The 289-nt window shown below is 64.4% G+C and carries 1 pseudogene; it reads left to right on the top strand.

Features of this window, described 5'->3' with window-relative positions:
- Positions 1 to 209 (top strand): annotated as a pseudogene (locus tag EF918_RS37580) (short chain dehydrogenase); the annotation flags it as partial.
- Between the last annotated feature and the right edge of the window lie 80 nt (positions 210 to 289).

The following is a 289-nucleotide window of genomic DNA, read 5'->3' as shown; positions in this document are numbered from 1 at the left end:
GGAGCAAGCAGTTCGGCACCGACACCGAGGACGGCCGCCCCACAGTCCGGTCGAACGGTAAGCGCGCTGCTGCCTTCGTCGGGCAGACGATTCTTGTGACGCTGGCGACCAACGGCATCGGCTGGGCGACTGATTTCGCGTTCGTCGAGGACGGAACACACGTACTAGCCGTCAACCGGGACGCCGAGGCTGCTGCGGGGACCGTGTAGTTGTCGCGGCTGAGCGGTGCGCCGGACGCCTGTGTGGCAACCGTCGACGTCTCCGACGAGCAGGCCATTTTTTTTTTTTC

It is taken from the genome of Streptomyces sp. WAC06614, assembly GCF_003949795.1.
In the GTDB taxonomy this organism is placed as follows: domain Bacteria; phylum Actinomycetota; class Actinomycetes; order Streptomycetales; family Streptomycetaceae; genus Streptomyces.
The sequence above is the reverse complement of the archived record's forward strand: the minus strand, read 5'-3'. Positions and strand labels throughout refer to the sequence as shown.